This is a genomic window from Billgrantia sulfidoxydans (assembly GCF_017868775.1).
Classification (GTDB): Bacteria; Pseudomonadota; Gammaproteobacteria; order Pseudomonadales; family Halomonadaceae; genus Halomonas; species Halomonas sulfidoxydans.
Map to the genome: position 1 here is coordinate 1,374,634 of NZ_CP053381.1, position 25,059 is coordinate 1,399,692.

A 25,059-nucleotide genomic window follows, 5' to 3' on the forward strand; every position below is an offset into this window, starting at 1 on the left:
CTCCGGCCTACTTGGCAGGATAGTCGCGCTGCGGATGGCCGGTGTAGAGCTGGCGCGGACGGCCGATCTTGTAATCGCTGGAGAGCATCTCGTGCCAGTGGGAGATCCAGCCGATGGTGCGCGACACGGCGAAGATCACCGTGAACATGTTGGTCGGGATGCCCATCGCCTTGAGAATGATGCCGGAATAGAAGTCGACGTTGGGGTAGAGCTTACGCTCGACGAAGTATTCGTCCTCCAGGGCGATCTGCTCCAGGCGCTTGGCGATCTTGAGCTGCGGGTCGTCGATGCCGAGCTCGGCCAACACCTCGTCGCAGGTCTCCTTCATCACCTTGGCGCGCGGGTCGAAGTTGCGATAGACGCGGTGGCCGAAGCCCATCAGCTTGAACGGGTCGTCCTTGTCCTTGGCTTTGTCGATGAAGCGCTGAATGTTCTCCTCGGAATCGTCGCCGATCTCGTCGAGCATCTTCAGCACCGCCTCGTTGGCGCCGCCGTGAGCCGGGCCCCATAACGCGGCAATCCCGGCGCTGATGCAGGCGAAGGGGTTGGCGCCGGTGGAGCCGGCCAGGCGCACCGTGGAGGTGGAGGCATTCTGTTCGTGGTCGGCGTGGAGCATGAAGATGCGATCCATGGCCTTGGCGTAGACCGGGTTGACCTTGTACTCCTCGCACGGGTTGCTGAACATCATGTAGAGGAAGTTCTCTGCATAGCTCAGATCGTTGCGCGGGTAGTTGAACGGCTGGCCGACGTTGTACTTGTAGGACATCGCCGCGATGGTCGGCATCTTGGCGATCAGGCGGATCGCGCTGATGACGCGGTCTTCCTCGATGGTGATGTCCAGATGATCATGATAGAAAGCCGCCAGACCGCCGACCACGCCGCACAGGATCGACATCGGGTGGGCGTCGCGACGGAAGCCCTTGAAGAAGTTGTTGATCTGGTCGTGGACCATGGTGTGATTGCGGACCCGCGACTCGAAGTCGGCATACTGCGCGTCGGTGGGCAGCTCGCCGAACAGCAGGGTGTAGCACAGCTCGACGAAGTTGGATTCCTTGGCCAGCTGATCGATGGGATAACCGCGGTGCAGCAGCACGCCCTTGGCGCCATCGATATAGGTGATGGCCGACTGGCACGAGGAGGTTGCCATGAAGCCGGGGTCGTAGGTGAACAGGCCATCGGCGCCGAGGCCGCGAACATCGACCACGTCAGGGCCCAGGGTGCCTGAGTAGACCGGCAGTTCGATCGTCTTGTCCAGGCCGTCTACCGTCAGTGTCGCTTTCCTGTCAGCCATTCTGGCCTCCTCTCGAAGTCGAATAGAACGTTAACTCATTCTTTCGCAAACCCTGTTGAACCGCTGGCCCGCGAAAAAGGTCCGCCCACTATAGAAGCGTTCCCGGGATTGTCAATTGGGCCAAAGAGACCCTCTCCTTATGCAATGCGCATCGCCTTGTATAATATTTGGGTAATAAATGGTGCTTTGCACCACTGGAGGGCGTCGCGGGCCGTCGGTTGGTCGAGAAGGCCCCCGTGAGGCCCATGCCATGAGCGTGCCGGTGGGCTTGTACCATGGTCGAGTCAGGGCGGCGCGCATTTGTCACTGGGGGTTCATGTCCCTATAATCCACACCGCGCGACTGGCAGGTACTCGTTGTCATGCCCGTCCCGGCAGCGGCGAGCCCCCTACCTCAAACCACCGCCCGCTCGAGCCTGGTCCCATCGGATGTAGAGCGAGCCAAGAGAGTGTGTATAGAGCCGTGAATAGCAAACGACCCGTCAACCTAGATCTCACCACGATACATTTCCCGCTTCCCGCCTTGACGTCGATCGCCCACCGTATCACCGGCGTTATCCTGTTCGTTGGCCTCATCTTCGCCTTCTGGGCCCTCGACAAGTCGCTGTCTTCTCCCGAGGGCTTTGCGGCCGTCAAGGACGCGTTGGCCAACAATATCCTGGCGAAGCTGATTGCCTGGGGCCTGCTGTCGGCTCTGGCGTTCCATTTCGTGGCCGGCATCAAGCACCTGCTGATGGACGCCGGCTATGGCGTGACCCTGGAGGGTGGCGTCAAGAAGGCACAGGCCACTGTGGTCCTGAGTGCCGTCCTGATCATTCTGGCGGGAGTCTGGGTATGGTAACCAATATCACCAATCTGGGTCGCAGTGGCCTCTCCGACTGGCTGATCCAGCGGGTCTCGGCCATCATCCTGGCGCTCTATACGGTTTTCATCGTCGCGTACCTGCTGTTCAATCCCGGGCTCGACTACGTCACCTGGAGCAACCTGTTTGCCCAGACCTGGATGCGCATCTTCTCCCTGCTGGCCTTCATCTCGCTTGCCGGGCACGCCTGGATCGGCCTGTGGACCGTGACCACCGACTATCTCAAGTCGGCCAGCCTGCGCATCGGCGCCCAGATCGTCATCATTCTGGCCATCTTCGTGTTCCTGGTCTGGGGCATTCAAGTTCTGTGGGGAGCCTGATTCATGTCTAACATGCGTACCTTGTCCTACGACGCCATCATCATCGGCGGTGGCGGTTCCGGCCTGCGCGCCGCGCTCGAGCTGGCCAAGTCCGGCAAGAAGACCGCCGTGCTGTCCAAGGTCTTCCCGACCCGCTCGCATACCGTCTCCGCCCAGGGCGGCATCACCTGTGCCATCGCGTCGGCCGACCCCAACGACGACTGGCGCTGGCACATGTACGACACCGTCAAGGGCGGCGACTACATCACCGACCAGGACGCCGCGGAGTACATGTGCTCCGAGGGCCCCAAGGCGGTCTTCGAACTCGAGCACATGGGCCTGCCGTTCTCGCGCTTCGACAACGGCCGCATCTACCAGCGTCCGTTCGGCGGCCAGTCCAAGAACTTCGGTGAAGGCGGCCAGGCAGCACGCACCTGCGCCGCGGCCGACCGTACCGGCCATGCCCTGCTGCACACGCTGTACCAGAACAACCTGAAGAACAACACCACCTTCCTCAACGAGTGGTTCGCGGTCGACCTGGTCAAGAACGCCAACGGCGACGTGGTGGGCTGCATCGCCATGTGCATCGAGACCGGCGAAGTGGTGCACGTTCAGTCCAAGGCCACCGTCATGGCCACCGGTGGCGCGGGCCGCATCTACGCCTCCACCACCAACGCGCTGATCAACACCGGTGACGGCATCGGCATGGCGCTGCGCGCCGGCTTCCCGATGCAGGACATGGAGATGTGGCAGTTCCACCCCACCGGCATCTACGGTGCCGGCGTGCTGGTCACCGAGGGCTGCCGCGGCGAGGGTGGCTACCTGGTCAACAAGGATGGCGAGCGTTTCATGGAGCGCTACGCGCCCAATGCCAAGGACCTCGCCGGCCGCGACGTGGTGGCGCGCTCCATGGTCATGGAGATCCTCGAGGGCCGCGGCTGCGGCGAGAAGGGCGACCATGTCTTCCTCAAGCTCGACCACCTGGGCGAGGAGGTGCTCAACAAGCGCCTGCCGGGCATCAGCGAACTGTCCAAGATCTTCGCCCACGTCGATCCGGTCAATGCGCCGATTCCGGTGGTGCCGACCTGCCACTACATGATGGGCGGAATTCCGACCAACGTGCATGGCCAGGCGATCATGCAGGACGCCGACGGCAACGATCGCGTCGTCAACGGCCTGTTCGCCTGCGGCGAGGCGGCCTGCGTTTCGGTCCACGGCGCCAACCGCCTGGGCGGCAACTCGCTGCTCGACCTGGTGGTGTTCGGTCGTGCGGCGGGCATGTTCATCGAGGGCGCGCTCAACGAGGGCATCGACTACCTCGGCGCCACCGACTCCGACATCGACGCGGCGATGAAGCGCATCACGCGCTGGAACGAGTCCACCGGCGGCGAGTCCGTGGCGGCACTGAAGACCGAGCTGCAGGGCATCATGCAGAACTCTTTCGGCGTGTTCCGCCAGGAGGAGCACATGCAGGAGGGCGTCAAGCAGCTCGCCGACCTGCGCGGCCGCATCGCCGAGGCGCACCTGGCCGACAAGTCCGGCGCCTTCAATACCGCTCGCGTCGAGGCGCTCGAGCTCGACAACCTGATGGAAGTGGCCGAGGCCACCGCCATCGCGGCGCTGGAGCGCAAGGAGAGCCGCGGCGCCCATTCGCGCTACGACTACCCGGACCGTGACGACACCAACTGGCTGAAGCACTCCATGTACTTCCCGGCCGAGAAGCGGGTCGGCAAGCGCGACGTCAACTTCAAGCCGAAGACCGTCGACACCTTCGAGCCGAAAATCCGTACCTATTAAGGGGGAGTCACGAGATGCTTCAGGTATCCATCTACCGCTACAACCCGGAAACCGACTCCGCGCCCTACATGCAGGAGTACCAGCTCGACACCCAGGGCCGCGACCTGATGGTGCTCAACGTGCTGGAGATGCTCAAGGCCGAAGACACCACCCTGGCCTTCCGCCGCAGCTGCCGCGAGGGCGTGTGCGGCTCCGACGGCATGAACATGAACGGCAAGAACGGCCTGGCCTGCATCACCTCGCTGTCCGACGTGGTCAAGGACAACAAGCTGGTGCTGCGTCCGCTGCCGGGCCTGCCGGTGGTGCGCGACCTGGTGGTCGACATGGGGCTGTTCTACAAGCAGTACGAGCGCATCCAGCCGTACCTGCAGAACGACACCCCGGCGCCGGCCATCGAGCGCCTGCAGTCGCCGGAGGACCGCGATAAGCTCGACGGCCTCTACGAGTGCATCCTGTGCGCCTGCTGCTCCACCTCCTGCCCGTCGTTCTGGTGGAACCCGGACAAGTTCGTCGGCCCGGCCGGCCTGCTGCAGTCCTACCGCTTCCTGGCGGACTCGCGGGATACCGCCACCCGCGAGCGCCTGTCCGAGCTGGAGGACCCGTTCAGCGTGTTCCGCTGCCGCGGCATCATGAACTGTGTCGCGGTGTGCCCGAAAGGGCTCAACCCCACGCGGGCGATCGGCAAGATCCGCGACATGCTGCTGGCGAATGCCACTTAAATCGTGGCGCGTAGCTTGCTATCATACTGGCCGCAGTTCGACCGCGACGTCATGTCGCGGTCGACTCGCCGACGACAAGCAAGAGAGCCGGTGCCCGAGGTGCCGGCTCTTGAGCATGAATTGCAAGGATTCCGGCCTCGCGGCCGGAGCCGCCGGGAAAGAGAAGATGCCCCTCCGGCAGGGCACCAGCCAAGCCGTCGCGGCTGGCCCGCAACGGCGCCGACAACACCCCATCAGTGTAGGGTGACCGAGAGATGCAACAAGGCATAATGGAGTTGATGTGGAACAGCTCCCACGTGAGCGGCAGCAACGTTCACTATGTGGAAGCGCTCTACGAGCAATACCTCGCCGACCCAGGTTCCGTGCCCGACGAATGGCGGACCTACTTCGATCAGCTGCCGAAAGTCGAAGGCAGTGCCACCCATGATGTTCCCCTCAGTCCCGTGCGCGATCAGTTCCAGCAATTGGCACGCGCGCGCCGGGTCGCGACGGCCGCCGCCGACAGCGGCGAGAGCAAGAAGCAGGTCAAGGTGTTGCAGCTGATCAACGCCTATCGCTTCCGGGGCCACCAGAAGGCCGATATCGACCCGCTCAAGCTGCGCAGCCAGGCCCCCGTTCCCGACCTCGATCTCTCCTTCCACCAGCTTTCTCCGGCCGATCTGGATACCGACTTCCAGACCGGCTCTTTCTTTCTGGGGATGGACAAGGCGCCGCTGCGCGAGATCGTCGAGGCACTGGAGCAGACCTACTGCCGCTCGATCGGCTGCGAGATCATGCACATCGTCGATACCGAAGAGAAGCGCTGGCTGCAGCAGCGTTTCGAATCGGTTCGCTCGGCACCCAAGTACAGCGACGAGGTACGCAAGCACCTGCTGGAGCGCCTGACCGCGGCAGAGGGCCTGGAGAACTACCTGGCCTCCAAGTACCCCGGTACCAAGCGCTTCGGCCTCGAGGGCGGCGAGGCGTTCATTCCCATGATGGACGAGTTGATCCAGCGCAGCGGTGGCTACGGGGTCAAGGAGGTCGTCATCGGCATGGCCCACCGCGGCCGCCTCAACCTGCTGGTCAACATCCTCGGCAAGAACCCCTCGGAGCTGATCGACGAGTTCGACGGCAAGAAGTTGATCGAGCGCGGCTCGGGTGACGTCAAGTACCACCAGGGCTTCAGCTCCAACGTCATGACCCCGGGCGGCGAGGTACACCTGGCGCTGGCCTTCAACCCCTCCCACCTGGAGATCGTCTCGCCGGTGGTGGAGGGCTCGGTGCGCGCCCGCCAGGACCGCCGCGACGACTTCGAAGGCACCAAGGTGCTGCCGATCAACGTGCACGGGGATGCCGCCTTCGCCGGGCAGGGCGTGGTCATGGAGACCTTCCAGATGTCTCAGACCCGTGCCTACAAGACCGGTGGCACGCTGCACATCGTCATCAACAACCAGGTCGGCTTCACCACCTCGCATCCGCAGGACACGCGCTCCACCGAGTACTGCACGGACATCGCGAAGATGGTCCAGGCGCCGATCTTCCACGTCAACGGCGACGACCCCGATGCGGTGCTGCATGCCACTCAGGTGGCGCTGGATTACCGCCAGCAGTTCCGCAAGGACGTGGTCATCGATCTGGTCTGCTACCGCCGCCGCGGCCACAACGAGGCCGACGAGCCGTCCGGCACCCAGCCAATGATGTACCAGAAGATCAAGGAGCATCCTTCAGCGCGGACCCTTTATGCGCAGCGCCTGGTGGAGCAGGGGGTGCTGTCCGAAGACGAAGCCCAGGCGATGATCGAGACCTATCGCGAGGATCTCATGGCCGGCAACCACGTGGCTAACGCGCTGGTGCAGGAGCCCAATACCTCGTTGTTCGTCGACTGGAAGCCCTACCTCGGTCACGAGTGGAGCGGCTACGCCGAGACCGGGGTCGAGATGAAGCGCCTTCAGCGGCTCGCCGCGCGCATGTGCGAGATCCCCGACGGTGTCGAAGTGCAACGGCAGGTCGCCAAGATCTACGAGGACCGCCGCAAGATGCAGGCCGGCGGTCTGGGCCTGAACTGGGGCTTTGCCGAAACCTTGGCCTATGCCACGCTGCTCGACGAGGGCCATCCGGTGCGTATCACCGGTCAGGACGTGGGCCGTGGCACCTTCTCCCACCGCCACGCCGTGGTGCACAACCAGAAGGATGGCACCACCTACGTGCCGCTGCAGCACATGTCCGACGGTCAACCGCGTTTCACCATTCACGACTCCTTCCTCTCCGAGGAGGCGGTGCTGGCGTTCGAGTACGGCTACGCGACTACGGCACCCAACGACCTGGTGATCTGGGAGGCGCAGTTCGGCGACTTCTTCAACGGCGCCCAGGTGGTGGTCGACCAGTTCATCTCCTCCGGCGAGACCAAATGGGGGCGGCTGTGCGGGCTGACCATGCTGCTGCCCCACGGCTACGAGGGGCAGGGGCCCGAGCACTCCTCCGCACGCCTCGAACGCTTCCTGCAGATGTGCGCCGAGCACAACATGCAGGTCTGCGTGCCGACGACCCCGGCGCAGATCTTCCACCTGCTGCGTCGCCAGGTGATCCGCCCGCTGCGCAAGCCGCTGGTGGTGATGTCGCCGAAGAGCCTGCTACGCCACAAGGAGGCGACGTCCAGTCTCGACGACCTGGCCAACGGCCATTTCCACATGGTGCTGCCGGATCAGGGCAACCTCGAGGCCCAGCGCGTCAAGCGCGTCGTCATGTGCGCCGGCAAGGTCTACTACGACCTGGCGGCCTGGCGTGCCGAGAACGAGCGCGACGACACAGCCATCGTGCGCATCGAGCAGCTCTATCCCTTCCCCAAGGAGGAGCTCTTCGAGGCGCTCAAGGACTACGTCAACCTCGAAAGCATGGTGTGGTGCCAGGAGGAGCCGCTCAACCAGGGCGCCTGGTACTCGAGTCAGCACCACATGCGGGCCGTGGCCGATACGCTCAAGAACGGCCTGGGAGGCGAACTCAAGTTCGCCGGTCGACCGGCATCGGCGGCACCCGCGGCGGGCTACATGTCCGTGCATACCGAACAGCAGCGCCAGCTGGTGGAAGACGCCTTCAACGTCTGAGCAACTCCACCGGGACGAGAGAGAACATACAAGGGAAACGACATGGCTACCGAGATCAAAGCGCCCACCTTTCCGGAATCCGTTGCCGAAGGCAGCGTGGCGGCCTGGCACAAGAAGCCGGGGGACAGCGTCGAGCGCGATGAGCTGATCGTCGAGATCGAAACGGACAAGGTGGTGCTCGAGGTGGTGGCGCCGGAAGCCGGCACCCTCTCTGAGGTGCTGGTCGAGGAGGGCGATACCGTGCAGTCCGAGCAGGTGCTGGGCAAGATCGGAGCAGGCGCCGCCAAGGGCGGCGAGCAGAAGAGCGAGAAAGGCAACGAGAAGGCCGACGCCAAGGCCGAGCCGAAGAGTGAAACCAAGGCGGCACCGGCCGCCGGCGGCCAGATCCACGAGGTGAAGGCACCGACCTTCCCCGAGTCGATCCAGGAAGGCACCGTGGCCACCTGGCACAAGAAGGTGGGCGAGGCGGTCAAGCGCGACGACGTGCTGGCCGACATCGAGACCGACAAGGTGGTGCTCGAGGTGGTGGCACCGGCCGATGGCGCCATCGCCGAGATCAAGGCCGAAGAGGGCAGCCAGGTCGAATCCGAGGCGGTACTGGCGATCTTCACCGAAGGTGCCAGTGGTACTGGCGGCCCCGACACGGCAGCCGACAAGACGCCGAAGGCTTCTGCCGACGACGGCGCCGGCGACGAGAAGATCGGCGACAAGATCCTGGCGCCGGCCGCGCGCAAGCTGGTCGCCGAGCACGACCTGGATGTCGGCAAGATCGACGGCACCGGCAAGGGCGGTCGTATCCTCAAGGAGGACGTGCAGCGCGCCGTGAAGGCCGGCACGGCCAAGAAGAGCGCGGCGCCGGCCGCCGCACCCAAGCAGGCCACCGCGACAGCGCCGGTGGTCGAGGGCGAGCGCCCCGAGAAGCGCGTGCCGATGAGCCGCCTGCGCCAGACCATCGCCAAGCGCCTGGTCCAGGCCCAGCAGACCGCCGCCATGCTCACCACCTACAACGAGGTGGACATGGGCGCGGTGATGGAGCTGCGTGCCCAGTACAAGGACACTTTCCTGAAGGCCCACGACGTCAAGCTCGGCTTCATGGGCTTCTTCGTCAAGGCGGCCTCCGAGGCGCTCAAGCGGTTCCCCGACGTCAACGCCTCCATCGACGGCACCGACATCGTCTATCACGGCTACCAGGACATCGGCGTGGCGGTTTCCACCGACCGCGGCCTGGTGGTGCCGGTGCTGCGCGATACCGACAGCATGAAGATCGCCGACGTCGAGAAGGGCATCGTCGACTTCGGCAAGCGCGCGCGTGACGGCAAGCTCGGCATCGACGAGATGCAGGGCGGCACTTTCACCATCACCAACGGCGGCATCTTCGGCTCGCTGATGTCGACGCCGATCCTCAATCCGCCGCAGACCGCCATCCTGGGCATGCACAAGATCCAGGAGCGTCCCATGGCCGTCAACGGCAAGGTCGAGATCCGGCCGATGATGTACCTGGCCCTGTCATACGACCACCGTATGATCGACGGCAAGGATGCGGTGCAGTTCCTGGTTACCATCAAGGAGCTGCTCGAGGATCCGGCGCGCCTGCTGCTGGATATCTGACGGCGCCCGTTTCAACGGAATCAAACGCGAACCGATCAACAGGAAAACCACATGGCCGACAAATTTGATGTGATCGTCATCGGTGCGGGCCCCGGGGGCTACGTGGCCGCCATCCGTGCCGCCCAACTGGGGCTGAAGACCGCCTGCGTCGAGAAGTGGGTCAACAAGGAAGGCAAGACCGTGCATGGCGGCACCTGCCTGAACGTGGGCTGCATCCCTTCCAAGGCACTGCTCGAGACGTCCCACAAGTTCGTCGAGGCGCGCGATCACTTCGCCGAGATCGGCATCGACCTGGAACCGCCCAAGGCCAACGTGGCCAAGATGCTGGAGTTCAAGAACTCCGTCATCGCCAAGAACGTCGGCGGCATCAGCGCGCTGTTCAAGGCCAACGGGGTCACGGCGATCGACGGTACCGGCAAGGTGACCGGCGCCAAGCAGGTCGAGGTCACCGACCACGACGGTGGCAAGACCACCTATGACGCCGACAACATCGTAATCGCCGCGGGCTCGGTGCCGGTGGAGATTCCGCCGACCCCGCTGCACGAGGACATCGTCGTCACCTCCACCGGCGCGCTGGAGTTCACCGAGGTACCGAAGCGCCTGGGCGTGATCGGCGCCGGTGTCATCGGCCTGGAGCTGGGCAGCGTGTGGAGCCGCCTGGGCGCCGAGGTCACCGTGCTCGAGGCCATGGACACCTTCCTGCCGATGGTCGACAGCGCCATCGCCAAGGAGACCCAGAAGCTGCTCAAGAAGCAGGGCCTGGACATCAAGCTCGGCGCGCGTGTCACCGGCTCCGAGGTCAAGGGCGGCGAGGTCGTGGTCAAGTACAGCGACGGTAGCGGCGACCAGGAGCAGACCTTCGACAAGCTGATCGTCTGCGTCGGCCGTCGCCCCTATACCCAGGGCGTGGTCGCCGAGGGCGTCGGCGTGGGCCTCGACGAGCGCGGCTTCATCCACGTCGACGACCAGTGCCGCACCAGCGTGCCGGGCATCTATGCCATCGGCGACTGCGTGCGTGGCCCGATGCTGGCGCACAAGGCCTCCGAGGAGGGCGTGATGGTGGCCGACATCATCGCCGGCCACAAGGCCGAGATGAACTACGAGGCCATTCCCAGCGTGATCTACACCTCGCCCGAGGTGGCCTGGGTCGGCATGAACGAGCAAGAGGCCAAGGCCAAGGGCATCGAGGTCAAGACCGGCAGCTTCCCGTTCTCGGCCAACGGCCGGGCGCTGGCCAACAACGCGCCCGAAGGCATGGCCAAGATCATCGCCGACGCTGAGACCGATCGCATCCTGGGCGTGCACATCGTCAGCCAGCACGCGGGCGAGCTGATCGCCCAGGGCGTGATCGCCATGGAGTTCGGCTCCAGCGCCGAGGACCTGGCGTTGACCTGCTACGCCCACCCGAGCACTTCCGAGGCGATCCACGAGGCGGCCCTGGCGGTGGACGGCCATGCCATCCACATGGCCAACCGCAAGAAGCGCAAGTAAGCCAGCCCATGCAGTACAACAAGCGCCATCCAGCGGGATGGCGCGTCGTGCCCGGCCATGTACCGGGGGCGGACGGGGGTGACCCGACAACGACCGTCGCAGGCGGTGTTTCGCGGTTACCATTCGAGTCACATGCAACCAATGGCATGAATCGATGAACCTTCACGAGTATCAAGGCAAGCAGCTGTTTGCTGATTATGGTCTGCCGGTTTCCAAGGGCTTCGCGGTCGATACCCCCGAGGAAGCGGCGGAAGCCTGCAGGAAGATCGGCGGCGACATGTGGGTCGTCAAGGCCCAGGTTCACGCCGGCGGCCGCGGCAAGGCCGGCGGCGTCAAGCTGATCAAGAGCCCGGAGGAGGCCAAGGCCTTCGCCGAGCAGTGGCTGGGCAAGAACCTGGTGACCTACCAGACCGATGCCAACGGTCAGCCGGTTGCCAAGATCCTGGTCGAGAACTGCACCGACATCGCCAGCGAGCTCTACCTGGGGGCGGTGGTCGACCGTGCCACGCGCCGGGTGGTGTTCATGGCCTCCACCGAGGGTGGCGTCGAGATCGAGAAGGTCGCCGAGGAAACCCCCGAGAAGATCCTCAAGGCCGAGATCGACCCGCTGGTCGGCGCCCAGCCGTACCAGGCGCGTGAGCTGGCCTTCGCCCTGGGCCTGAAGGGCGACCAGGTCAAGCAGTTCACCAAGATCTTCCTGGGCCTGTCGCGTCTGTTCCACGAGAAGGACCTGGCGCTGCTCGAGATCAACCCGCTGGTGATCACCGACGAAGGCAACCTGCACTGCCTCGACGCCAAGATCAACCTGGACAGCAACGCCCTGTATCGCCACCCCGACCTGCAGGCGATGCGCGACCCCTCCCAGGAGGACGAGCGCGAGGCCGAGGCGGCGGCATGGGAGCTGAACTACGTGGCGCTGGAAGGCAACATCGGCTGCATGGTCAACGGCGCCGGCCTGGCCATGGGCACCATGGATATCATCAAGCTCAACGGCGGCCAGCCGGCCAACTTCCTCGACGTGGGCGGCGGTGCGACCAAGGAGCGCGTGGCGGAAGCCTTCAAGCTGATCCTCTCGGACGACTCGGTCAAGGCGGTGCTGGTCAACATCTTCGGCGGCATCGTGCGTTGCGACATGATCGCCGAGGGCATCATCGGGGCGGTCGAGCAGGTTGGCGTCAACGTGCCGGTGGTGGTGCGTCTCGAGGGTAACAACGCCGAGCTGGGTGCCGAGAAGCTGGCCTCCAGCGGACTGAACATCATCGCTGCCACGAGCCTCACCGATGCGGCTCAGCAGGTCGTCAAGGCAGCGGAGGGCAAGTAATGAGCATCCTGATCGACAAGAACACCAAGGTCATCTGCCAGGGCTTCACCGGCGGGCAGGGGACCTTCCACTCCGAGCAGGCGATCGCCTACGGCACCAAGATGGTCGGCGGCGTGACCCCGGGCAAGGGCGGCCAGGAGCACCTGGGCCTGCCGGTGTTCAATACCGTCAAGGAAGCGGTCGAGAAGACCGGCGCCGAGGCCAGCGTGATCTACGTGCCGGCCCCGTTCTGCAAGGACTCGATCCTCGAGGCGGCCAATGCCGGCATCAAGCTGATCGTGTGCATCACCGAGGGCATTCCCACGCTGGACATGCTCGACGTCAAGGTCAAGTGCGACGAGCTGGGCGTACGCCTGATCGGTCCGAACTGCCCCGGCGTCATCACCCCAGGCGAGTGCAAGATCGGCATCATGCCGGGTCACATCCACAAGCCGGGCCGCGTCGGCATCGTGTCGCGCTCCGGCACCCTGACCTACGAAGCCGTCAAGCAGACCACCGACCACGGTTTCGGCCAGTCCACCTGCGTGGGCATCGGCGGCGACCCGATCCCGGGTTCCAACTTCATCGACATCCTCGAGATGTTCGAGAAGGATCCGGCGACCGAGGCGATCGTCATGATCGGCGAGATCGGCGGTACCGCCGAGGAAGAGGCGGCGGCCTTCATCAAGGCCAACGTGACCAAGCCGGTGGTCTCCTACATCGCCGGTGTCACCGCGCCTCCGGGTAAGCGCATGGGCCATGCCGGTGCGATCATCTCCGGTGGCAAGGGCACCGCTGACGAGAAGTTCGCCGCGCTGGAGGATGCCGGCGTGCGGACCGTTCGCTCCCTGGCCGAGATCGGCGATGCACTGAAGGACGTCACTGGCTGGTAAGAGCAGCGACGACCACCGATAGGCGAAGAGGGCGCTCCTTGCGGGCGCCCTTTTTCTGGCCTGTGCGTCGCTTCAGCCGAGCAGGCCGAGGTCGCTGCCGTCGTGCATGCCGAGCAGGGCGACATCCAGGCCATCCGCGCCGGTAACGGCGTCGGGCGTGGGAGCGTCGCCCTGGGCGCGATAGGCGAAGCGCCACGCCTCGCCGGGGGCGAGCTCGCCGGCGTCGTCGTCGCGGATGAGGTAGGCATCACCGTCGCGGCTCAGCTCGCCGTTCCACAGGGTGTCGATCGTATCGTCGGTGGTCAGCCGCAGCTCGGGTGCCGCAAGCGCTTCGTCGGTCACGTTCTCGACGAAGATCTCGGCGACGTAGCCGTCGTCCCAGCGCCGGGTCGTGCTGCCTGCTACCAGCAGCTCGGCGCCGTCGTCCAGCAGCCCGTCGGGAATGGCATTGCCGCCGAGAATGGCATCGGCGTCAGGAACGTCGAGTGCCGCGGCCTGGTAGATGCCGCGGGAAGCCGTGTGCAGCACGGTGCCGTCGGCGAAGCTGACCAGCTCGATTTCCTCGAGCGTGTCGGTGGCGCCCATGTCGCTGTGGATGTTGACCCGGTCGCCGTCGAAATCGATCTGGTAGGCATCGAGCCCGCGGGCGTAGCGCACCGTGTCCATGCCATCGCCGCCGACCAGGCGGTCGTCGCCATCGTACCAGTCGTCGCCGGGCCCCCCCTCCAGCAGGTCGTGGCCGGCGCCGCCGGTCAGCGTGTCGTGGCCCAGCCCGCCGTTGAGGTAGACGCCGTCGTCGCTGCCCTGCAGCACGTCGCTGCGACGCGAGCCCAGCACGTAGTCGAAGCGGACCTGGTTGGCGTCGGCATCGGTGATGGCGCCGAAGCTCTCGCCGCCGGCATTGACCCACAGCGTGGGGGAGAGCTCGTCGGAATCGGCGTTGCGGATGGCCTGCGCCACCCTGACCTCGTTGTCATGGTCGCGTCCGCCGTGAAAGTTGATGTCGCGGTCGGTGAAATCGACCTCGATCTCGTTGCCGACGGAGGAGCGCCAGGAGGCGAACAGCACCCCATGGCGCATGCCGCTGTCCTCGAGGTGGCTGAAGCTGCCGTCATAGCTCTCCTTCAGCTCGAAACCGTAGCCGTTGCCGCCGCTGCCCTTGTTGAAGGCGCCCTCGGCGCGCAGGGAGTCGGCCTCGAGATCCAGTGAGCGGGCGATATGGAAGGCCGTGGAGGGACCGTTCACGACCGCGACATCCTCCAGCCGGGCATCGCCGGTGCCATCCAGGCGAATGGCCTGGTAGCCGGTCAGATGGCTGCGGGCATTCGAGAACGCCGCGGCGTCCGGGGTACCCAGCTCATAGTCGACGCTGAATCCCTCGAGAGAGACGTTGTCGGCAGGCACGATCTGCTCGAGCTGAGCCTGCCCCTGGGAAAAGTCGAAGTGCGCGCCGCGGTCGAGCGTAATGGTGTCGCCGTTCACGGCCTCGACTCTGGCCATGCTGGTGCGTAGCTCGGCATATTCCTGCTTGCGCCAGGTGGTGTCGCCGATCGCGTCGAGGAAGGCCGTGTCGTTGTCCTGCCAGATCCTGACCGTATCGCCCTGCGCCAGGCCATGCCCGACACCGAGTCGCACGCTGCGCTCGCCTTCCGCCAGGTCGGCCGCGAGCGTGCCGAGCGTCACGCCCTGCACGTCGCCTTCGATGCCGATGCCGAAGCCAGCGCTGTCGTCCAGGGCGGTATCGGTGAATGTCAGGGTGGTGGCATCGGTGCCCGCCCCCTTGAGCGTGATGTCGGAGCGGTTGATGCGCAGGGCCTGGTCGAGTCGGTAGTCACCGGACTCGAATAGCAGGGTCGATCCACCTGGGGCGGTGTCGATCGTCTCCTGAAGCGCTCGTGCCGATGTGCCGCGGGCGACATCGATGGTCGGCATGTTGGTTCCTCCTGATGAGTCATTCTCGGCCCCGTGGCATCGCTGCCAGGAGGCCATGCGATCTGCAGCGGCATCTGTTATCTTCCGCTTCGCTGCGCATGCTAGCGAGCCTGGCGCCGGAGGCAAGAGCGCTCGGGCGACGCACGTATGTAAGTGCGGGGGGTTTTTACATTTAATCGAGAGATCGGGCTGCTCGATTTCGATATTTAATTGAAACGCTGGGTGTTTTTTTGTCAAAGTCAAGTTCGGTACTTTTCCGCCTTACTTTTCATCTCATTAATACACAAAAAAATTAATAAGTTAGCCGAGTGCCCGGGGGCGGTTTGCTAGTGTGCCGTTCTGCAAGCCTCGGTAAGGCCCCGCATCGTTTTCCCATCGATTCCGTGAGCGCCATGTCTTCAAGAACGCAAAACGACTTACAGCATGCATTGCGCCGTTGCCGGCCTGCGCTGCTATGGGTGGGCGGCTTCAGCCTGTTCATCAACCTGCTGATGCTGACGCCAGCACTCTATATGCTGCAGGTCTACGACCGGGTCATCGCCAGTGGCAGCAAGGAGACCCTGCTCATGCTGACCCTGGTGACACTCTTTCTGCTGGCCGTCATGGTGGGATTGGAGTGGGTGCGTTCCCGACTGCTGGTGCGGGTGGGCAACCACCTCGATGCCCAGGTGAGCGGGCACCTGTATCGCGCCATGTTCCGCCGTGGCTTGTCGTCGCCGGGAGAGGGCAGCGGGCAGCCCCTCGACGATCTCCGCACGGTGCGCCAGTTCCTTTCGGGCCAGGGCCTGTTCGCCTTCTTCGATGCGCCCTGGGTGCCCATCTATCTGGCCATCCTGTTCCTGTTCAACGTGTGGTTCGGGGTCTTCGCGACCGGTGCGGGGCTGCTGCTGCTGGGGCTGGCGATCATCAACGAGAAGGTGTCCAAGCGTCTGCTGGCCGAAGCCGGGCATGCGCACATCCAGGCCCAGGCGCAAGTCGGCAGCAACCTGCGCAATGCCGAGGTGGTGCAGGCCATGGGCATGCTGCCGGCGATCATGCGGCGCTGGGAGGCGCGTCATGTGCAGTCGCTGATCAAGCAGTCCCAGGCCAGCGATCGCAGCGGCGGGCTGAGCAATCTGTCCAAGGGGCTGCGCATCCTGGCACAGTCACTGATACTCGGGTTGGGTGCACTGCTGGTGCTGGAAGCGAGCATCACGCCGGGCATGATGATCGCCGCCTCGATCATCATGGGGCGGGCCCTGGCGCCCATCGACCAGATGATCGGCAGTTGGAAGGGCTTCGTCGGCTGCCGGGACGCCTACCGGCGGCTCGACGCGCTGTTGCGTGACGTGCCGGCGCAGACGCGCCGCTTGTCGCTGCCCGAGCCCCGCGGGGAGGTGGCGGTCGAGGCCTTGACCCTTACGCCGCCGGGAGCGGCCAAGCCGGTGCTTCGCGAGCTCGACTTTCACATTGCGCGAGGTGAGCACGTCGGCATCATCGGGCCGAGTGCCGCCGGCAAGACCACGCTGGCGCGTGCCCTGCTGGGTGTCTGGCTGCCCGAAACGGGGGCGGTTCGGCTCGACGGTGCCGACCTGGGGCACTGGAACCGTGACGAGCTGGGTCCGCACCTCGGCTACCTGCCTCAGGACATCGAGCTGTTCGATGGCACGGTCAGCCAGAACATCGCGCGCTTCGGCGAGGTCGATGACGCGCAGGTGGTTGCAGCGGCAAAGAAGGCGGGGGTGCACGACATGATCCTGCGCCTGCCCGAGGGTTACGAGACGCCCATCGGGGCCGGCAACGGCTCGCTCTCGCCCGGGCAGCGTCAGCGTATCGGCCTGGCGCGGGCGCTGTATGGCAAGCCTGCGCTCGTCGTGCTCGACGAACCCAACGCCAATCTCGACGATGCCGGAGAGCGGGCGCTGGCCGAGGCGCTGCGCCAGCTCAAGGCGGAAGGGACGACGCTGTTCGTCATCAGCCATCGGCGCAGCGTGCTGGCCGAGGTCGACAAGCTGCTGGTACTGAACGAGGGGCGCCTGCGCCTGCTGGGCGCTCGCGACGAGGTGCTGGCGCGTCTCGCCGCGCCGGGAGCCCGTCGGGCGAAACCGGGCAGGCCGTCCCTGTCACGAGAATCGCGTGCTGAGCTGACGGCAGCAGAGGAGGGGCCATGAACCGCGAACACCTCACGCCAGCGGCGCTGCCCATCGACGGTCGTCGCTATCGTCACCTGGGGTTGCTCATCCTGCTGATCGCCTTCGGCGGGTTCGGTGGCTGGGCGCTGGCCGCCAACCTGGCGGTCGCCGTCGTGGCCCCGGGCAAGGTCTCGGTCGCCTCGTTCAAGAAGACGGTGCAGCACTACGAGGGCGGCATCGTCAGCGAGATCCGCGTGGCCGACGGCGATCATGTCGAGGCCGGCGAGGTGCTGGTGGTGCTCGACAACACCCGCGCCGCGTCGCAGCTGCAACTGGCGAGAACCCAGTACCTGATCAACCGGGCCAGTGAAGTGCGCTTGACCGCCGAGCTCGCCGAGGCGGCGACCCTGGCGTTTCCCGAGGAGCTGCTGGCGAGCGATTCCCAGCGTGTCAGCGAGGTGCTGGCGGTGCAGCACGGCCTGTTCTTCTCACGGCGACAGTCGCTGCAAGGTACCCTGGAGACCCTCGATCAGCAGACCCGTCAGTACGAGGAGCAGCGCGAGGGCCTGGAATCGCTGGTGGAGTACAACCGCCGACAGATCGCTTCGCTGCGCGAGGAGGCGGACGACCTGCGCAGCCTGTTCGAACGCGGCCACGGCGATCGGCAACGACTGCGTGAGCTGGAGCGGGACATTCTCGAACTCGAGGGAGAAACCGCTCAGCAGCAATCCGTCATTGCCCGCATCGCGGCGCAGATCAGCGAGAACGAGCTGCAGAAGCAGATCCACCGCCAGGAGTTCCAGGCGGAGTCCGGCGAGCAGCTGCGCGAGGTCCAGGAGCACATCACCGACGCCGAGGAGCGGATCACGGCGCTGGCCGACGAAGTGCGTCGGACCACGGTGACCGCGCCGGTGGCGGGAACCGTGGTCGGCATGCAGCTGCATACGCTCGGGGCGGTGATCGGGGCGGGCGACCCGATCCTGGAACTCGTGCCCAGCGACGAGGGCTTCGTGGTCGAGGCGCGCGTCCCGGCCAGCGACGTCGACAGCCTGTATGTCGGCCAGGCGGCCGAGATCCGTTTCAGCGCCTTCAACCAGGGGCTCACCCATGCCGTCGACGGCGAGGTGATCCATGTCTCGGCTGACAGCTTCGAGGACGAGCGCACCGGGCGTGACGTCTATCGGGTGCGGATACGGGTCACCGAGGCGGGGCGCGAGGAGATGACCTCCGACATGCGGCTGCTCGCCGGTATGCCCGCCGAAGTCATGATCCATACCGGCGAGCGCACCTTCGCCAGCTACCTGGTCAAGCCGATCGGCGACGTGCTGGCGCGGGCCATGCGCGACTAGCCGGGCCGCATCGAGCGTTGAGGTGCGTGATGGGTGGGCGCGGCGTCATGGGTTACGCTGGGGGAAACGCTTCGCAGGAGATTGTCCCATGGCGCAGGTTCCCGCCGCCTACCAGGCGACCCGAGGCTCGGTCCTCGATGTCGATCGCGATTTCTACGTGCGCCTGACCGAGCCGGACGCCCGGGAGCGGGTCGATTCGCTGGTCGTGCCGATCCGTGACGGTCGAGCGTGGAAAGTGCCCGCGGGCCATGTGCTGCGACTCTCGACCCAGGAGGGGCCCCAGGTCGGTGACTTCAACCTGTGGCACCTGCACAACCCGCGCGAGCGCTTCTGGGCCTCGCGCACCCGCCAGCTGCAGCGTGCCCATGTTTCCACCTTCGACCGCCTGTGGTCGACGCTACCCTACCTGCGCCCCATGGCGACCATCATCGCCGACACCCTGGCGAACTATGGCGTCGATGGCAGCGGCATGGACGAACAGGGTGGCCGCATACACGACCTGCTGGGTACCCGCTGCGACCCCTACGTCAACCGCCTGCTCACCGGCGAGGACTTCGATCACCACTGCCACTCCAACCTGGTGCGCGCGGTATTGCCGCATGGCCTCACCGAGTTCGATGTGCACGACGTGCTCAACGTCTTTCAGTGCACCGGGCTCAACGACGACGACCAGTACTTCATGAAAGCCTGCCCGGCACGGGAGGGCGACTATCTCGAATTGTTCGCCGAGATCGACCTGCTCTGTGCGCTGTCGTGCTGTCCGGGGGGCGACCTGTCGCTGGATCTTTGGGGCCCCAGTGCCGGCGACCCGCTGCTGACCTGCCACCCCATCGGGGTCGAGGTGTTCCGCCTGGACGGGTCGCTGCTGGAGGGCTGGCAGCCACCCGCGCCGTCACCCTACGCCGGCGGCCACGGCCTCACGGGGCCTGCCATTGACTGGGCGGGGGAGAAGCGAAGGCGGTCAGGTCAGGGATAAACGGGCGACAGCGCCAGGCCCGAAGGCCGGACGCTGTCGGCGAGCTTCACGCGCTGGGGCGTGCCACCAGCGAACGGGTCTCCTCGCGCGCCTCGACCAGCTCGACGCGAATGCGGTCGCCGAGCTTGTAGCGCTCCTCGCCCTCGATCAGGATGCGGCCCTCCTTGTCGTCGATGGCGATCTTGTCACGGTCGCTGTGCAGCATCGGCGCCGGCACGAAGGCGGTGGCGCCGTTGGCGACGAGGCGCACGCGCATGCCGCCGCGGCTGATGCCGAAGATCTCCGCATCGAAGGCCTGCTGCGCTTCGGCCGCCGGCGTCAGATAGCGCACGTAGAGCCAGTCCTTGACGTCGCGCTCGGCCATGCGGTTGAGCCGGCGCCGCTCGGTGAGCTGCTCAGTCAGGGCCTGGGTCGCCTCCGCCGGGGCCTGCTCGCCCTTGAGCACGCGCTTGATCAGGCGGTGGTTGACCATGTCGCCGTACTTGCGGATCGGCGAGGTCCAGGTGGCGTAGGCGGCCAGGCCCAGGCCGAAGTGCGGGCCGGGCCGGGCGGACATGCTGGTAAAACCCTGGAATCGGCGCAGGCGGGCGTCGAGCCAGGCGTCGTCGCGGCTCTCCAGCGCGCGCTTGAGCTCCTTGTAGCGCGGCAGTTCCGAAAGCGCCTCGAGTTCGACCTCGATCTGCTGGGCGGTGAGGAACTCGTGGGCGGCCTGGGCCTTTTCGGGATCGAAGGCGCGGTGCACGTTGAAGATGCCGTGGCCGACGTGCTCGGCGAGCAGGTGGGCGCAGCAGGCGTTGGCCGCGATCATCGACTCCTCGATCATGCGGTTGGCGATGCGCCGCTCCTCGATGCGGATATCCAGCACGTTGCCCGCCGGGTCGAGGTCGAAGACGTAGTCGGGGCGGTCCTTGAACACCAGCGCATGCTCGGCGCGCCAGGCAGCGCGAGCCTCGGTCATGTCTCGCAGCGCGCGTAGCTGACCGGCGATCTCCTCGGCCGGGGTCCATTCGCCCTGGCCCTCGAGCCAGTCGGAGACGCGGTCGTAGACCAGCTTGGCCCGGGAGCGCAGGGTGGCCGCGAAAAAGCGGTAGTCGCCCAGGCTGCCGTCGGCTTCGACGTCCAGGGTACAGGCCAGCACCGGACGCTCCTCGCCCTCGCGCAGCGAGCACAGGTCGTCGGCAAGCTGCTCGGGCAGCATGGTGACGTTCTGTCCCGGCAGGTAGACGGTGAAAGCGCGGGTGCGCGCCTCCAGATCGGCGGCATGGCCCTCCTCGACGTAGGCGGTGGGGTCGGCGATGGCGACCGTCAGGCGCCAGCCGCCGCCCTCGCGTGGCTCGATGCGCAGGGCATCGTCCATGTCGCGGGTCTTCTCGCTGTCGATGGTGAAGAACGGTTCCGCGGTGAGGTCCTGGCGTTCGAGCCCTTCGTCGCGCAGCGGCCAGTCGTCGCCGGCGTCGGGGCACTCCTGTTCCAGGGCGTGGCGGGCCAGCGTCACGCGCCACGGCACGGCGGGGTCGTCGGCCTTGGCCACCAGCTCGTCGATCTGAGTGAAGAAGGCACGGTCGTCGGGCTTCAGCGGGTGACGCACCAGGCGTGCCACGACCCAGTCGCCATCGCCGATGCTCGCCTCGTCGAGACTGTTCTTGATGCGCGCCTTGAGCGCGTTCTTGATCGAGGGGTGGTCGGGCACCACCGCCAGGCGCCCCTCGCGTTTCTGCACCCGGGCGATGAAGCGGCTGAGGCCTGCCTCGATCAGCGTATCGGGTTCGACGGAGGTCTTGTCACCGTTCTCGTGGATCACGGCCTGGACACGATCGCCATGCAGCACCTGTTTCATGGCCGGGGGCGGCACGAAGTAGGACTGACCGTCGTCGGTTTCGAGAAACCCGAAACCCTTTTCCGTGGCCTTGATTACCCCCTCGGCGCGGGGCGTGGTCTCACGAATCTGTTGCTTGAGCTGGGCGAGCAGCGGGTTGTTCTGCAGCATGATCACGAACGTGTGGCGGGGTGGGAGGGCCACTATACGGATTCCTGTGGCCGGCGCCAAACGCCGGCGTAGCCGCTGACGGTAAATCATAGGCTTGGATTGAGTGATTCGCGATGAGCGCGCCGTGCTCTTTGGCTGGGCAAGCCCTGCGGGCTGCGTTAGCCTCTATCGGGTACACGACGCAATGGACGCCCATGACACCGCACCTGATCGTCTCCGACCTCGACGGCACGCTGCTGGATGCCAACCACGACCTGCACCCCGAGACCATCGAGACTCTGCGCCAGTTGGCCGAGCAGGGCCACCATCTGGCCTTTGCCTCGGGGCGGCATTACCGCGACATGCTGGCCTTTCGCGAACGGCTGGGCGTGCCGATTCACGTCATCAGCACCAACGGTGCCTACCTGCACGGCCCCGACGGCGAGCTGCTGGCCTCGCGCCATCTCGAGGCCGAGCTGGCGCGCGAGCTGATCGCGCTCGAGCGTCACGACAGCGTGCGCCTCAACCTCTATCTCGAGGAGGAGTGGCTGATCGATGCCCCCGAGCCGCGCCTGCTGGCCTACCATGCCCATACCGGCTTCGGCTATCGTGTGGTCGAGCCGACGAGTCTCGACGGGGAGGGGGTCGGCAAGGTGCTCTACATCGGCGAGCCCGAGCGGCTGGCGGGGCTTGAGGCAACAGTCCGCGCGAGCCACGGTGAACGCCTTCACGTCACCTATTCCACGATCAACTCGCTCGAGATCATGGCCGGCGGCGTCAACAAGGGCACAGCGCTGGAGGCATTGCTCGCCGCCCTCGGGATCGACAGCGAGCGCTGCCTGGCCTTCGGCGACAACCTCAACGACACCGAGATGCTCAGCCTCGCCGGCGAGGCGCATGTGATGGCCAATGCCCACCCCGAGCTGGCCCAGCGGGTGCCCGTGGCGCGGCGCATCGGCCACCACGCCGAGACGGCCGTGGCCCGGCACCTGCGGGAGCGGTTTGCGCTCTAGGTTCATGCTGTAAGCGTGCGTCTGCCTGTAGTGGCACGCTGCGACGTTGGTCTATGTCCTCTTGCCGTGCCGACCCGGCTTGCCCATCATCGGGGCGCATAACGACAACGATTCACGGCGCTGCCAAGGCTGCGCCCCTGCCATCGGACGACGATGACGACAACGCCCGCCACCCTGATCGTGGTCGACGACGACCCCGAGATCCGCGAACTGCTGGTCGACTACCTCGGGCGCCACGGCTACCGTGCCTTGGCCGCCGAGGATGCCGAGGCGCTGCATCGCCTGCTCGCAAGCGAAGCCCCCGACCTGCTCATCGTCGACATCATGCTGCCCGGCGACGACGGCTTTACCATCTGCCGCGACATCCGCCGCGGCAGCGACGTGCCGATCATCATGCTCACCGCCAGTGCCGACGAGACCGACCGTATCCTCGGGCTGGAGCTCGGCGCCGATGACTACCTGGGCAAGCCGTTCAATCCGCGCGAGCTGCTCGCGCGCATCAAGGCGGTGCTGCGCCGGGCGCGGGGCGGCGGCGCCGGCGATCCGGCCCGGGCGCGCCTGGTGGCCTTCGGGCCCTGGCGGCTCGACCGCATGACCCGCGAGCTGATCGATGAGCGTGAGGCGCGCACGCCGCTCTCGGGTGCCGATTTCCAACTGCTGCAGGTCTTCCTCGAGCACCCCGAGCAGGTGCTGTCGCGCGAGGCGTTGTATGAGCTGACCCGCGGCCGGCCGGCCCCGCCGCTGGACCGCTCCATCGACGTGCACGTCTGCCGGCTGCGCCAGCGCCTGGGCGAGGACACCCACTACCATCAGCTGATCCGCACCGTGCGCGGGGCCGGCTATGTGTTCACCGCGCGGGTCGAAGCGCTGACGTGAAGGCGGAGCGTCTCAGGCGCTGGCGCCGACGCCTGGTGCCCCTGCTGCCGCGCACGCTGCGCGGTCGCTTCGTGCTGATCATGATCGTCGGCGTGCTCACCGCCCAGCTGGCCAGCTACACCGTGTGGACCTCCCAGGTGCGCTCGAGCCAGCTCGAGCAGCTCGACGAGCTGTCGCGCAACATCGCCTACAGCGTGGCCTCGACCATGCGCTTCTTCCGCTCGCTGCCCTACGAGTATCGCCATATCGTGCTCGACCAGCTGCGCAACATGGGCGGCACGCGCTTCTTCGTCAGCGTCAACGAACGCCGCATTCCGGTGCAGGACATCGGCTCGGGGCCGGAAAAGGCGCTGGTGGTGGACAACTTCCGCGAGATCCTGACCCGCGAGCTCAACATCGACGACGTGCTGGTGGAGTTCTCCCGCCCCGAGACCCTGCGCGTCTACAACAATGAGGTGCTGCTGCACGACCTGCCGCCGCGCTGGGGCCAGCACAGCCTGCTGATGGAGCCGCTGTCACCGCCGATCCTGGTGGTGCAGATGGAGCTCGGCCCGGAGACCTGGCTCTACGTCGCCACGCTGCTGCCGGTGCCCGACCTGTTCAACGAGTACCGCTGGCTCTCCGGCGAGCGGCTGTTGGCGAGCCTGATGGTACTGCTGACGGTGATCGGCCTGTCGCTGCTCGGCATTCGCAGCGTGACGCGCCCACTGGCGCGGCTGTCGCGGGCGGCGCGCCAGCTCGGCGACGACCTCGATGCGCCGCCGCTGCGCGAGACCGGCCCGCGTGAGGTCGCCGCCACCGCGGTGGCCTTCAACCGCATGCAGGAGCGCATTCGCGACCAGGTCGACGAGCGCGAGCGGCTGTTCTCGGCCATTTCCCACGACCTCAAGACGCCCATCACACGGCTGCGCCTGCGCGCCGAGATGCTCGACGACCCGCTGCAGCGCGAACGCTTCTGCGCCTCGCTCGACGAGCTCGACCTGCTGGTGAAGGGCGCCCTGGCATCGGTCAAGGGCTTCGACCTGCACGAAGCGGTGGAGCCGGTCGATCCCCGGGTGGTGCTGCAGGAGCTGGCCGACGAACTGGCGCTGCAGGGCGGGACGGTGTGCGTCTCGGGGCACGCCGAGCCGCTGGCGGTGAAGCCGCTGGCGTTCAAGCGCTGCCTGGCGAACCTGGTGGAGAACGCGGTGTTCTACGGTCGGCGCGTCGAGGTGACGCTGAAGGATTCTCCCGAGCGACTGGCGGTCGTCATTCGCGACCACGGCCCGGGCATTCCTGAAACGCAGCACGAACGGGTCTTCGCTCCCTTTGTGCGGCTCGAGCCTTCACGCAGCCGCAACACCGGCGGCAGCGGGCTCGGGCTTGGCATCGCCCGCCATATCGCCCGCGCCATGGGCGGCGAGATCGCGCTCGCCAACCATCCCGAGGGAGGCCTCGAGGTCACGCTCCACCTGCCGCGACCGAGCAATGTTACGGCCTTGTAATATTGCCCCA

18 protein-coding genes are annotated in these 25,059 nt (G+C 66.0%); 15 read left to right on the forward strand and 3 right to left on the reverse strand.

All coding sequences use genetic code 11. The features are described from left to right. Positions 1 to 7: 7 nt before the first annotated feature. A complete protein-coding gene (gene gltA, locus HNO51_RS06495) occupies positions 8 to 1,291 on the reverse strand; it encodes a citrate synthase (RefSeq protein ID WP_197450264.1) in 1,284 nt (427 codons plus the stop codon). A 462-nt stretch (positions 1,292 to 1,753) separates the two neighbouring features. Here gltA and sdhC point away from each other — a divergent pair, with 462 nt between their 5' ends. From sdhC to sucD, 9 genes are all read left to right on the forward strand, one after another. After that, positions 1,754 to 2,131: a succinate dehydrogenase, cytochrome b556 subunit gene (gene sdhC, locus HNO51_RS06500; protein ID WP_197450265.1), complete on the forward strand. Its 378-nt coding sequence runs from the start codon at positions 1,754 to 1,756 to the stop codon at positions 2,129 to 2,131. Next, on the forward strand, positions 2,125 to 2,472 hold the full coding sequence (gene sdhD / locus HNO51_RS06505) for a succinate dehydrogenase, hydrophobic membrane anchor protein (RefSeq protein ID WP_197450266.1): 348 nt from the start codon (positions 2,125 to 2,127) through the stop codon (positions 2,470 to 2,472). The genes sdhC and sdhD overlap by 7 nt, the downstream gene beginning before the upstream one ends. A gap of 3 nt (positions 2,473 to 2,475) precedes the next feature. After that, positions 2,476 to 4,248 carry a succinate dehydrogenase flavoprotein subunit gene (gene sdhA, locus HNO51_RS06510; protein ID WP_197450267.1) on the forward strand — a complete coding sequence of 591 codons (1,773 nt, stop codon included), beginning with the start codon at positions 2,476 to 2,478 and terminating at the stop codon, positions 4,246 to 4,248. Between the two features lie 14 nt (positions 4,249 to 4,262). Then, entirely contained in the window at positions 4,263 to 4,967 is a 705-nt protein-coding gene (locus HNO51_RS06515; protein ID WP_010627754.1) for a succinate dehydrogenase iron-sulfur subunit, read from the forward strand. Between the two features lie 254 nt (positions 4,968 to 5,221). Further along, positions 5,222 to 8,050, forward strand: coding sequence for a 2-oxoglutarate dehydrogenase E1 component (locus tag HNO51_RS06520; protein WP_197450268.1), 2,829 nt, complete (start codon positions 5,222 to 5,224; stop codon positions 8,048 to 8,050). A 42-nt stretch (positions 8,051 to 8,092) separates the two neighbouring features. Continuing rightward, a complete protein-coding gene (odhB, locus tag HNO51_RS06525) occupies positions 8,093 to 9,658 on the forward strand; it encodes a 2-oxoglutarate dehydrogenase complex dihydrolipoyllysine-residue succinyltransferase (RefSeq protein ID WP_197450269.1) in 1,566 nt (521 codons plus the stop codon). 51 nt (positions 9,659 to 9,709) lie between these two features. After that, positions 9,710 to 11,149 (forward strand): dihydrolipoyl dehydrogenase, encoded by a 1,440-nt coding sequence (gene lpdA / locus HNO51_RS06530; RefSeq protein WP_197450270.1) that lies wholly within the window; start codon positions 9,710 to 9,712, stop codon positions 11,147 to 11,149. Positions 11,150 to 11,303: 154 nt separating this feature from the next. Continuing rightward, entirely contained in the window at positions 11,304 to 12,470 is a 1,167-nt protein-coding gene (gene sucC / locus HNO51_RS06535; RefSeq protein ID WP_197450271.1) for an ADP-forming succinate--CoA ligase subunit beta, read from the forward strand. Continuing rightward, complete coding sequence (sucD, locus tag HNO51_RS06540; RefSeq protein ID WP_197450272.1) at positions 12,470 to 13,342, forward strand: succinate--CoA ligase subunit alpha; 873 nt, start codon at positions 12,470 to 12,472, stop codon at positions 13,340 to 13,342. Before sucC ends, sucD begins: the two co-directional genes overlap by 1 nt. Positions 13,343 to 13,414: 72 nt before the next feature. On the opposite strand, the gene HNO51_RS06545 is transcribed toward sucD, so the two are convergent. Next, positions 13,415 to 15,274: a cellulose binding domain-containing protein gene (locus HNO51_RS06545; protein ID WP_209538790.1), complete on the reverse strand. Its 1,860-nt coding sequence runs from the start codon at positions 15,272 to 15,274 to the stop codon at positions 13,415 to 13,417. Positions 15,275 to 15,666: 392 nt separating this feature from the next. Here HNO51_RS06545 and HNO51_RS06550 point away from each other — a divergent pair, with 392 nt between their 5' ends. From HNO51_RS06550 to HNO51_RS06560, 3 genes are all read left to right on the forward strand, one after another. Continuing rightward, positions 15,667 to 17,424, forward strand: coding sequence for a type I secretion system permease/ATPase (locus HNO51_RS06550; protein WP_197450274.1), 1,758 nt, complete (start codon positions 15,667 to 15,669; stop codon positions 17,422 to 17,424). Further along, complete coding sequence (locus HNO51_RS06555) at positions 17,421 to 18,734, forward strand: HlyD family type I secretion periplasmic adaptor subunit (protein WP_197450275.1); 1,314 nt, start codon at positions 17,421 to 17,423, stop codon at positions 18,732 to 18,734. The genes HNO51_RS06550 and HNO51_RS06555 overlap by 4 nt, the downstream gene beginning before the upstream one ends. Before the next feature lie 88 nt (positions 18,735 to 18,822). Further along, the gene (locus tag HNO51_RS06560) at positions 18,823 to 19,710 is read left to right on the forward strand and encodes an urea carboxylase-associated family protein (protein WP_209538791.1); all 888 of its coding nucleotides are present in this window, start codon (positions 18,823 to 18,825) and stop codon (positions 19,708 to 19,710) included. 46 nt (positions 19,711 to 19,756) lie between these two features. Here HNO51_RS06560 and HNO51_RS06565 read toward each other — a convergent pair whose 3' ends face one another. Then, positions 19,757 to 21,697, reverse strand: a complete 1,941-nt coding sequence (locus HNO51_RS06565; RefSeq protein ID WP_197450953.1) for an exoribonuclease II — start codon at positions 21,695 to 21,697, stop codon at positions 19,757 to 19,759. A gap of 194 nt (positions 21,698 to 21,891) precedes the next feature. Between HNO51_RS06565 and HNO51_RS06570 the strand changes: the two genes are divergently transcribed. The 3 genes from HNO51_RS06570 to HNO51_RS06580 all read left to right on the forward strand — a co-directional run bounded on the left by HNO51_RS06570 (position 21,892) and on the right by HNO51_RS06580 (position 25,049). Next, positions 21,892 to 22,689: a Cof-type HAD-IIB family hydrolase gene (locus tag HNO51_RS06570; protein ID WP_197450277.1), complete on the forward strand. Its 798-nt coding sequence runs from the start codon at positions 21,892 to 21,894 to the stop codon at positions 22,687 to 22,689. A 153-nt stretch (positions 22,690 to 22,842) separates the two neighbouring features. Then, a complete protein-coding gene (locus HNO51_RS06575) occupies positions 22,843 to 23,565 on the forward strand; it encodes a response regulator (RefSeq protein WP_209538792.1) in 723 nt (240 codons plus the stop codon). Beyond that, positions 23,562 to 25,049: an ATP-binding protein gene (locus HNO51_RS06580; protein ID WP_209538793.1), complete on the forward strand. Its 1,488-nt coding sequence runs from the start codon at positions 23,562 to 23,564 to the stop codon at positions 25,047 to 25,049. Before HNO51_RS06575 ends, HNO51_RS06580 begins: the two co-directional genes overlap by 4 nt. The last annotated feature ends 10 nt before the right edge of the window (positions 25,050 to 25,059 follow it).